Annotated in this window: 9 protein-coding genes and 1 pseudogene; 4 read left to right on the top strand and 6 right to left on the bottom strand. The window is 72.8% G+C overall.

Annotated features, from left to right (window positions below):
- Positions 1-166 precede the first annotated feature (166 nt).
- From ACFC09_RS43115 to ACFC09_RS43105, 3 genes are all read right to left on the bottom strand, one after another.
- Positions 167-1,633, bottom strand: a complete 1,467-nt coding sequence (locus ACFC09_RS43115) for an alpha/beta hydrolase (protein WP_376538143.1) — start codon at positions 1,631-1,633, stop codon at positions 167-169.
- Between the two features lie 83 nt (positions 1,634-1,716).
- Positions 1,717-2,433: a MerR family transcriptional regulator gene (locus ACFC09_RS43110; RefSeq protein WP_376538141.1), complete on the bottom strand. Its 717-nt coding sequence runs from the start codon at positions 2,431-2,433 to the stop codon at positions 1,717-1,719.
- A 234-nt stretch (positions 2,434-2,667) separates the two neighbouring features.
- On the bottom strand, positions 2,668-3,447 hold the full coding sequence (locus tag ACFC09_RS43105) for a DUF3152 domain-containing protein (protein WP_376538139.1): 780 nt from the start codon (positions 3,445-3,447) through the stop codon (positions 2,668-2,670).
- A gap of 287 nt (positions 3,448-3,734) precedes the next feature.
- Between ACFC09_RS43105 and ACFC09_RS43100 the strand changes: the two genes are divergently transcribed.
- From ACFC09_RS43100 to ACFC09_RS43085, 4 genes are read left to right on the top strand one after another with little or no spacing between them, the layout of a single operon-like run.
- Positions 3,735-4,427, top strand: a complete 693-nt coding sequence (locus tag ACFC09_RS43100; protein WP_376538137.1) for a response regulator — start codon at positions 3,735-3,737, stop codon at positions 4,425-4,427.
- Positions 4,424-5,899: an ATP-binding protein gene (locus ACFC09_RS43095; protein WP_376538135.1), complete on the top strand. Its 1,476-nt coding sequence runs from the start codon at positions 4,424-4,426 to the stop codon at positions 5,897-5,899. Before ACFC09_RS43100 ends, ACFC09_RS43095 begins: the two co-directional genes overlap by 4 nt.
- Positions 5,896-6,456 (top strand): hypothetical protein, encoded by a 561-nt coding sequence (locus ACFC09_RS43090; protein ID WP_376538133.1) that lies wholly within the window; start codon positions 5,896-5,898, stop codon positions 6,454-6,456. Before ACFC09_RS43095 ends, ACFC09_RS43090 begins: the two co-directional genes overlap by 4 nt.
- Positions 6,453-7,025, top strand: a complete 573-nt coding sequence (locus ACFC09_RS43085; RefSeq protein ID WP_376538131.1) for an MMPL family transporter — start codon at positions 6,453-6,455, stop codon at positions 7,023-7,025. Before ACFC09_RS43090 ends, ACFC09_RS43085 begins: the two co-directional genes overlap by 4 nt.
- Positions 7,026-7,181: 156 nt before the next feature.
- Here ACFC09_RS43085 and ACFC09_RS43080 read toward each other — a convergent pair whose 3' ends face one another.
- The 3 genes and pseudogenes from ACFC09_RS43080 to ACFC09_RS43070 all read right to left on the bottom strand — a co-directional run.
- The gene (locus ACFC09_RS43080; RefSeq protein ID WP_376538129.1) at positions 7,182-7,643 is read right to left on the bottom strand and encodes an SRPBCC family protein; all 462 of its coding nucleotides are present in this window, start codon (positions 7,641-7,643) and stop codon (positions 7,182-7,184) included.
- A gap of 158 nt (positions 7,644-7,801) precedes the next feature.
- Positions 7,802-8,692, bottom strand: a complete 891-nt coding sequence (locus tag ACFC09_RS43075; RefSeq protein ID WP_376538127.1) for a helix-turn-helix domain-containing protein — start codon at positions 8,690-8,692, stop codon at positions 7,802-7,804.
- Between the two features lie 92 nt (positions 8,693-8,784).
- Positions 8,785-9,501 (bottom strand): annotated as a pseudogene (locus ACFC09_RS43070) (DnaJ C-terminal domain-containing protein); the annotation flags it as partial.
- Positions 9,502-9,601 lie beyond the last annotated feature (100 nt).

The raw sequence follows: 9,601 nt of genomic DNA, 5'->3' as shown, positions 1-9,601 counted from the left end.
CGGAGCGCCGAGCGCCCCGCGATCCACCGGGTCGCGCCGACCGCGGAGAAAGGCGGCGTCCGGCCCTGAACTTCGCCCGGCGGTGGCCCCGTTGTCGAGGCCATCGCCCCGCCGATCGGCCGGGCGGGGTCGCGTGCCGGTCGTTCGCCCTCGGCCGGGCACCGGCCTACCGCTTCCGGTGGGACTCCGCCGCGCAGGCGAGGTCGCGTGCCGGTCGTTCCCCCGTGGTCAGGAACGTCGTCACCGCGTTGTTCGCGCACGTGTTCTCGCCGAACGGGTAGACACCGTGGCCGCCCTGGTCGGCCGTCACCATCCGGGCGCGGTCACCGAGGGCCCGGCGCAGCTCGCGGGCGCCGACCAGCGGTGTGCCCGGATCGCGCAGGTTCTGCACCATGAGGACGTTGGACGGGCCCCGGTCGCCGATGTGCACCGGCGGCTCCACCCGGTCGGTCGGCCAGAACGCGCACGGCCCGATGTTCGCCGTCATCGCCCCCAGCATCGGGTACCGGAGCCGGTCGACCGCGACGTCGTCCCGGTAGGTCCGCACCGACTGCGGCCACCGCGAGTCACCGCAGATCACGTAGAACCGGCTGGACATGGGGTTGTCCAGGTCCGTGGGGGGAAGGCCGGGAAGCGTGGGCACCGGCGTGTCCTCGTCGAGCGCCTGCCAGGTGCCCGCGAGACCCGGAAACTGCGCGTCGCTGTAGAGCAGGCCGAACGTGGCCCCGCGGAACAAGGTGCCGTCGAAACCCTGGACCGGTTTCCTGTCCAGCCGCGCGGCGAGGTCGTAGTACTTCGCGGTCACCTGCCCGGGTGTGCTGCCCAGGCCGTACTCCGGATGGGCGGCGGCGTACGCCGCGAAGTCCGGGAAGCGGTCCTGCATGCCGCGGGCGAACATCCGCATGGCGGTGACGTCGTAGCCGCCGGGGCCCAGGCTGCTGTCGAGCACGATCCGGTCGCTGCGCTGCGGGAACAGTGTCGTGTACACCGCGCCCAGGTAGGTGCCGTAGGACACGCCGTCGTAGGAGAGCTTCGGTTCGCCGAGCGCCGCGCGGATCCGGTCCATGTCGCGTGCGGTGTTCGCGGTGGTGATGTAGGGCCGCAGCCACGCCGTGCGCGACGTGGCGCACTGCTCGGCGATGGTCTTCGCGTACGCGGCCTGCTCGGTGAGGTCGGCCGGGGTGTTCGCGGGCGGCGGGAAGTTGCCCCGCGCTTTCTGCTCCTCCGTCAGGTCACATGTCACCGGTGCGCTGTGTCCGACGCCGCGCGGGTCGAAGCCGATCACGTCGTAGGTGTCCCGCACGCTCTGCGGCAGCGAGTCGCCCAGCGTCAGCAGGGCGGGGAAGTCCAGTCCGGTGCCGCCGGGGCCGCCCGGATTGGTCAGCAGCACGCCGCGGCGCCGCTCCGGCTTCTTGCTCGCCAGGCGGGATATCGCTATCCCGATCTTCCTCCCTTCCGGATGCCGGTAGTCCAACGGGACCTCGACCGTCGAGCACTCCAGACCGGGCAGGGTGATGTCCGCGGGGCACGGCCCCCAGGTCACGGTGGCCGGCGGCGTCGTCGCCGACGCCTGCGGAACTCCGGCGAGCGCCATCGCGGCCACGGCGAGGACAAGGGAGAAGGATTTGCGCATCTGACTTCCTCTTGGACGACGCACCACGGCGTCGGGATCAACGGACGGAGAGGGGACGGGGCGTGAGGGTGACGCGACACGCCCTAGCAGTTCATGCGGATCAGGGTGTCGATCTGAGCGGGGTTGTAGAGGTCGAGGGCGGCCAGGGCGAGTGCGCGCCGGGCGAAGTCCTCGCCCTGCGGTGCGTCGGCGCTGAGGTCCTGGAAGCTCGGGAACGCGGCGAGCATCTCCTTGACGGCGGGCGCCTGGCGCATGCGTTCGGCGAGGTCCTGGCAGGTCTGTTCGTCGGCGTCGGCGGGCAGCCGCTCGAACTCGGTGAGCGCGGGGTCCGGTTCGTACGTCCGTATCGTGTCCGCGTAGGCGTCGAGCGCCGGCCGGCCGAGCACCTGCGCCATGACGACCGCCAGCGAACGCTCGGACTCCGGGACGTCCGCCCCGGCGACGGCCTCGCCCAGCGGGGACGGCAGGTCGGTCGGCACGGCCCGGTCCAGGATCAGGGCGATCTCCGCGCGGGTCCGTTGCAGCCGCTCGATGGTCGCGGCGAGTTCGGTGTCGAGGTTCCGGAGCGCTTCCTCGGGATGCTCGTCGGTGTCGCCCAACTCGGCGATCTGGGCGAGGGAGAGCCCGAGCCCGGTGAGGCGTTTGATCCGCACCACCCGCACGAGGTGGGCCACGCCGTAGCTCTTGTAGCCGTTGGCCCGGCGTTCGGGCTCGGCCAGCAGGCCGACCTCGTGGTAGTGCCGTATCGCCCGCAGCGTGGTGCCGGCCAGCTCGGCGAGTTGACGGGTGCTCCACGCCACGGCATCCCCAGACCCAAGGTTCCGCGCGACGCGGACGCGTCGGCGAGGCCCACTTAAAACCATGCCGCTACGGCATGGTCAAACCGGCTGCTCGCTTTCGGCCGCCGACCGGAGCGGACGGCGCGCCCGCGGTGCTTGCCGCGCCGCTTCCCGGCGTGCCGGGCCCGGCGCTCATCGGCAACCCCGCCGGGCGGCCTTTCGGCCGTACCGGGCGGGGGTGCGGCACCCGGGCGCTCACGGGACGGACGGGCCGGTGATCGGACGTCCCTCGGCGTCGTACGGCCAGACGTTGGGGACACAGCCGTGCATGCCCTTGATCTGCTGCATCATCGCGGGGGCCGGCCTGCCCCGGCCCGGACAGGTGACATGGCCGTGGCCGAGGAAGTGCCCCACCTCGTGGTTGACGATGAGCGCCCGGTAGGCGGTGACGTCGTCCGCGTAGACCGGGGTCGCCAGCTCCCAGCGTTTGAGGTTGACCATGACGGTGTGGGAGACGGTGCAGTTGACCTCGCCGCCGGTGTCGAGACCGTACCGTCCGCAGATGTCGTCGACGGTGCCGGCGGTGGCGATCTTGACCGCGAAGTCGGCTGTGCCGCCCGAGACCCGCTGGAACGCCGAGTGCCCGTCCGCCGTCCAGCCGCGCGGATCGCTCAGGATGCGCTCCACCTCATGGGCGGCGTCGGCGGGGGAGACCGGGATGCCGTCCTCCACCTCGACCCGGTAGCGCAGCACGGAGCCCGTGCCCGTCTTCGCGCTCGTGCCGGGCGCGGTGACGAATGTTCCCGGGCCCTCGTCCGGGATGTCGGGCGGGGCGGAGGAGGCGGACGCCCGGGGCGCGGCCGGCGGGCTCGACGTCGCCGTGGCGCCCGGGTCCGGTGCCGACGGCCCGGGGGAACGCTCCGCCCGCGGGGTGAGTCCGGCCCGTACGCCGGCACCGGTCCCCGCCGCGGACCGTCCCGCGTCGGACGACGTCCAGGCCACCACCGCACACCCGGCGGCCGCGAGCACGGCCACCGCCACCAGATGGCCCGTCAGCCCCCGCCTCCCGCGCCGCCTCGCGCCTCTCCTCCCGCGGTGCCGCTTCCCGCTCCGCGCCGCGGCGTGCGCGGAACCCCTCCGGCGGCGACGGGAAGGGGGCGGATCTCCTTGGTACGCAGTCACGGTCGTTCACGGTGTGACCGCCATGTGATCGAGTCTGGCCCGTACGGTCACGAGTTGGTAACGCCCGCTCTCGACCTGCATATATGATCAACCGGTAACAGTTTTCCGCCCGAGCGGGCGGCCCTTTGGATACTGAGTCCATGCCACGTGTACTGCTGATCGAAGACGACCGCGCCGTCCGCGAGGGCGTCACCCTCGGGCTGCGTCGGCAGAGCCATGACGTCCTCGCCGCCGGGACCGGTGAGGAGGGGATGGACCGGCTGCGGTCCTTCCGGCCGGACATCGTCGTCCTCGATCTGATGCTGCCCGGCATGACGGGCCTGGAGGTGTGCCGTGGCATACGGGCCCTCGACCAGACCCTGCCGATCATCATGGCGACCGCGCGGGGCGACGAGGTGGACATAGTCGTCGGTCTGGAGGCGGGCGCGGACGACTACGTCGTCAAGCCGGTGCCGGCCCGGGTGCTCGACGCCCGCATCCGCGCGGTCCTGCGCCGGGCCGGCGGGACGGCCGCCGGCACCGCCCTGCCGAAGATCGACAGCTACGGGGACCTGACCATCGACCGGGCCGGCCTGACCGTCACGCTGAACGGCGGGCCGATCGCACTCGCCCCCTCCGAACGGCGGCTCCTGCTCACCCTGTCCGCCTCACCCGGCCAGGTCTTCAGCCGGCAGCAACTGCTGGAGGCGGTCTGGGAGCACGACTACCACGGCGACGCCCGTCTGGTGGACGCCTGTGTCAAACGGCTGCGCACGAAACTGGACGAGCCGCCTCGCGCACCCCGCTACATCCACACCGTCCGCGGATTCGGCTACCGCTTCGCCGCCCGATGAGGGCCCGTCGGCTGCGCGGCCTGCGCCCACGGCTGGTGGTGGCCTTCGGGCTCGTCGCCGCCGTCGCCGCGGCCACGACCGGTGCGCTGACCTTCAGGGAGGCGCGCACCGGAGTGCTCCAGCAGAGCCAGGACGCGGTGATCAGGCAACTGCGCACCCAGGTCGGCCAACTCGCCGACGGGCTCTCCTACCCTCCCGGCCAACAGACGCTCCAGCGGTTCGCGTCCGACCTGGCGGACACCGAAGCGCAGGGGCACTGGCGGGTGCTGGTCGCGTTCCGGGAGGAAAGCGCCTCCTCCGTCGCCGGGGACCCCTTCACCGAGGTGACGCCGGCCGTGCGGGAGGCCGTCGGGTCCAGCCGGGCCACCGTCTTCCAGCGGGTACGCGGGGACGGGCACACCTCGCTGGTCGTCGGCATGCCGGTCACCTTCGACGCCCCGGGCGAGGGGCAGGTGCTCTCCGGGGTCCAGGTGTTCCTCGTCGTCCCGCAGGCCGTCGAGCAGGCGTACGTCGACGCCCTGGTCACCGCCGTCGAACGCGCCATGGTGGTGGCACTCGCCCTCGCCGTGGTGCTGGCGCTGCTGGCCGCGCGCGGGGTACTGCTGCCGGTGCGCGCGCTGCGGCACGCCACGCGCAGCATCGCCGAGGGCCGTCTGGACACCAGGCTCGCGGTCAACGGCTCCGACGAACTCGCCGATCTGTCCGACACGTTCAACGAGACGGCCGCCGCGCTGGAGACGTCGGTGGCGGAGCTGCGGGAGATGGAGGCCAAGGCCCGGCGTTTCGCCGCGGACGTCTCGCACGAACTGCGCACCCCGCTGGCCGCCATGTCCGCGGTCACGGACGTCCTGGACGAGGACGCCGCCCGGCTGGATCCGGACACGGCCACCGCGGTACGGCTGATCAGCGCGGAGACCGAGAAACTGGCCCGCCTCGTGGACGACTTGATGGAGATCTCCCGCTTCGACGCGGACGCGGCGGTCCTGCACCTGGACGAGATCGACCTCGCCGAGTCCGTCCGGCGTACGCTCGCCTCCCGCGGCTGGTCCGACTCGGTGGAGACCCGCCTGCCGGCGCCCGGCACGGTGCGCGCACACGTCGACCCGCGCCGCCTCGACGTGGTCGTGGCCAATCTGATCGGCAACGCCCTGCGGCACGGCGCCCGTCCGGTGCGGGTGGGCCTGCACACGCGCGGTACCACCCGGACCGGGCGCCTGGCGGTCATCGAGGTGTGGGACAGCGGGCCCGGCATCCCCGCCGCTGTGCTGCCGCACGTCTTCGAGCGGTTCTACAAGTCCGACACCGCGCGAGTCCGCTCCGAGGGCAGCGGGCTCGGCCTCTCGATCACCGCCGAGAACGTGCGGATGCACGGGGGCGCGGTCCGCGCGGCGAACCATCCGGCGGGCGGCGCCCTGTTCACCGTGGAACTCCCGCTGCGGCGGGACGGTCTGCCCGAGGAGGACCGGTCATGAGGGCCGCCCACCGGGTCCCGCTGCTGATCGCGTCGGCGCTGCTCGCGCTGTCCGCCTGCGGGATCCCCGAGACCGGGGTGGTGCAGGCCGGCGGCCCGGCGAGCGGGATCGCACCGAGGACACCGGTGTACTTCGTCCGGGGCGGGGCGCTCGTCGCGGTGCCCCTCCCCACCGACCGGCCCGGGGACGCCGAGGCGGCCCTGGGGCTGCTCTTCCGCGGCCCGGTCCCGGTGGACGCCCCGGGACGGCTCTCCAGCGAGGTGCCGTCGGCCCCGACCGCCGCGGCGCCCCCGGCGACCGCGGCACCGAGAGCGACCTCGCCGGACGGCCCGACCTCGCCGGACGGCCCGACCGTGTCGGCGCGCGGCGACGCGCTCGCGATCCGGCTGCCGGCCGGTCTCGGCACGCTGTCCCGCCTCGGGACGGAACAACTGATCTGTACGGCCGCCGCAGCGCACCGCATCGGGAACCCGGCCGGCGGCACCGTGACGGTGACGGTGTCCGGCGACGGCGGATGGCACGCCGAGGGGACGGACGGGAGCTGCCCCGACGCGTGAGCGCGGTCGTCCTCGTCGTCCTGATCGCCCTCCTGCGCGCCCTCGTCGCCCCGCTGCTGCTCCTGGCGACGGTGGCGCTGTCGTACGTCGCCGCCCTCGGCGCCTCGAACCTGATCTTCGAACACGTCCTGGGCTTCGCGGGCGTCGACTGGTCGATCCCGCTGATGGGCTTCGTGTTCCTGGTGGCGCTCGGCATCGACTGCAACAACTTCCTCATGCACCGCGTGCAGGAAGAGACCGCGCGTCTGGGTCACGCCCGCCGCGTCCTGGCGAGGCTGACCGGCACCGGAGGCGTCATCACCTCCGCCGGCATCGTCCCGGCGGCCACCTTCGCGATCTTCGCGGGCCTGCCCCTGGTGACGATGGCCCAGATGGGCGTCCTCGTCGGCCTCGGCATCCTCCTGGACACCTTCCTGGTCCGTACGGTCCTGGTCCCCGCGCTGGCCCTGGACCTGGGCCGCCGGTTCTGGTGGCCGGGCAGCCTCTCCCGCGGCCCGGACCGGCCCGACGGCGACACCTTCGCGAGCACCGCCGCCACGGCCCGGGGCCGTGCCCACGAAGTGGCCTAGGACCGGGGAGCGGTACCCCAGCACCGGAGAGCGGGGAACGCCTTCCGCCCGTCCCGGATTCCGCCCCGTCCCCCGGGGCATGCCCGTCGGCCGCGACGCGCATGCCCCGGGGGACGCACACAGGAGGCCGCGTCCGCCCGGACGCCTCAGGGCCGGTCAGTCACCTTGGGCCGGGGGAACGTCCACGCCGGCCGCGTGTTCGGCGAGTCCGCTCGCCATGGCCTGCATGAAGCGGCGCAGATACCACTGGAAGAACCAGCGCATCCCCGGGCGAGCCAGGTACGTACCGTGCCAGTGGATCCTCGTGCCGCCATCGGGCAGCCCGTGCAGTTCGACAGCGGCCCGGTAATCGGCCATCTGCGGATTCTCCACGCCCTCGTACGCGAACCGAGTTCCTGGCGTGAGAGCGGTTATCCGCTCCTTGGTGACGGTCTTCCCGGTACGGAAGGCCCGGGTCGCCCCGACGCCGTCCCGTCCGTCGGGGGAGAGCCCCTGCGACCGACCCGTCTCCAGCGCCTCGACCCGCGACCACGCGGGCCAGCTCCGCGGGTCGAGCAACAGCGCCCACACCACGCTCGGCGGCGCCGTCGTTTCGGCTGTGACGTCGTACGACTGCATTCCAGGACTCCTCACGCCGTACGGCCCGAGCGCGTCCTTGCACGCGCGCACCGGGCCGGCCGGCCCCGTGCCCTCGCCGACGGCGAGAGCTGTCGATCATGCGGCAACCCTATGTACGGGCCGGCGCCGATCCCATGCGCGAGATTGCGGCACGACGGTCAGGGATTGCGGTAGACGGAAGGGCGGGCTCCGGTGTGTCGGAGGAAGGCGGCCGACAGAGCGCCGGCGCTCGCGAAGCCGCACCGCCGCGCGATCTGCGCGACGGCCAGATCGCTGTGGCGCAGCAGCCGTTTCGCCTCCTCGATCCGCAGCCGGGTGAGGAACCGGTACGGCGTCACTCCGGTCGACTCCCTGAAGACCCGGACGAAGTGGTAGACGCTGAGATGCACCTCACCGGCGATCTCGGCCAGGGTGACCGGATCGGCCAGCCGGTCGCGCATCATCGCGACGGCCGCGCTGACGCGTGCGTCCTCCCGCGCCGGCGCCCGAGAACCCGGCAGTCCCGCATGCCGGGTGAGCAGGTGCACGCTCAGGAAGGCGGCGGCGGACTCGGCGTACAGGTCACCGGCCCCGTCCGGCGAGCCGACCGTGCGCACCGCTTCCTCGACCAGCGGGTCCCCCGCGGCCAGGGACGCGGCCATGGCCTCGTAGTCCACCGCACGGCCACCCAACTGCGCCGCGGCCGATTCGACGGTGTCGCGCGGAACATGGATCTGCACGCTCCGCATCGATCCGTCCCCGCGGTAACGGCGAACGACGGCCTGACCCGGAATGCCCATCTCGACCCGCCCCGGCACCCAGGCGTAGCGGCTCCTCCGGCCGCCGCTTCGCACCTCCATCGTCGCCCGCCCCGCGACCGGCAGCACCAGGTGCAGATCGGCCGCGCCCGGTATCTTCAGCTCCTCGGCGGCGGGGACATGCTCGAACCGCTGCACGAGCAAGGACTCCCAGCCGGACACCTCCCAGCTGCAGTACGTCCGCCGGACGTAACGAGCCATGTCGAAACCGGCATAGGGCTGGAGATCGAAACGAACGGAGTCGAACACCATGACACCGAGGCTACCGATCGTCCTGGGCTTCCGGAGCGTCCGCTTCCACACCCTGGGGCACGAGGGCGCCCCGGCACGTCGGCTCAGTCGCGAATCTCGACGTGGGCGAGGAGGTCGCCCCGGCCGCCCTCTCTGAGGTGGGGGACACCGAGACCGGCCACGCGCATGGTCTGGCCGTTGCGGATGCCCCGAGGGATGCGAATGGTGTGGCTGCCGTCCAGCGTCCGGACGGGGAGAGTGCCGCCCGTCGTCGCCAGGGCGCGCGGCACGGTCAGGGTGCGGTGCAGGTCGTCGTCCGTCCGCCGGAAGACGGGATGCGGGCGCTCCAGGAGTTCGAGATAGAGGTCCGCCGCCTCACCGCCGCCGGGCCCGACCTCTCCCTCGCCGCCCAGTTGGATCCTGGTGCCGTGGTCGACACCCGCCGGGATCTTGACGGTGAGTGTCCGGCGGGAGAGGACACGTCCGTCTCCGGCGCATTCCGGGCAGGGGTGGGGCAGGAGCGTGCCGTACCCGGCGCACTTGCGGCAGGGCGACGGCGGGTCGGTCCTGCCGAGGGAACTGCGCCAGGTCTTCCCGGCGCTGCCGCGTCCGTCGCAGACGTCGCACTTCTGGGGGCGGGTTCCCTGCGCCGTACCGGAACCCGAGCAGGTCGGACACACGATCGCGGTGTCCACCACGATGTCCTTGGTCGTGCCGAACGCGGCCTCGGACAGGTCGAGTTCGACACGGATCATGGCGTCCCGGCCGCGACGGGTACGCGGCCGGGGGTAGTTCAGCTCCGTTTCCGTACCCGTTCCCGTGGCCGTACCCGTTCCCGTACCTGTTTCCGTGCCGGTGCCGTTTTCCCACTCGGGCTGCGTCCCGGGATCCGGATCCGGATCCGGGTAGGGCGGCCCCGCGTCGGCTGTG

This window comes from Streptomyces sp. NPDC056161, assembly GCF_042268025.1.
GTDB lineage: Bacteria > Actinomycetota > Actinomycetes > Streptomycetales > Streptomycetaceae > Streptomyces.
Note: the sequence above shows the minus strand (reverse complement) of the source record. Positions and strands in the feature narration are given on the sequence as shown.

Coding starts and splice junctions, on each gene's coding strand:
- ACFC09_RS43080 (WP_376538129.1), bottom strand. CDS start 7,643: ATGCAGTCGTACGACGTCACAGCCGAAACGACGGCGCCGCCGAGCGTG.
- ACFC09_RS43095 (WP_376538135.1), top strand. CDS start 4,424: ATGAGGGCCCGTCGGCTGCGCGGCCTGCGCCCACGGCTGGTGGTGGCC.
- ACFC09_RS43100 (WP_376538137.1), top strand. CDS start 3,735: ATGCCACGTGTACTGCTGATCGAAGACGACCGCGCCGTCCGCGAGGGC.
- ACFC09_RS43090 (WP_376538133.1), top strand. CDS start 5,896: ATGAGGGCCGCCCACCGGGTCCCGCTGCTGATCGCGTCGGCGCTGCTC.
- ACFC09_RS43075 (WP_376538127.1), bottom strand. CDS start 8,692: ATGGTGTTCGACTCCGTTCGTTTCGATCTCCAGCCCTATGCCGGTTTC.
- ACFC09_RS43115 (WP_376538143.1), bottom strand. CDS start 1,633: ATGCGCAAATCCTTCTCCCTTGTCCTCGCCGTGGCCGCGATGGCGCTC.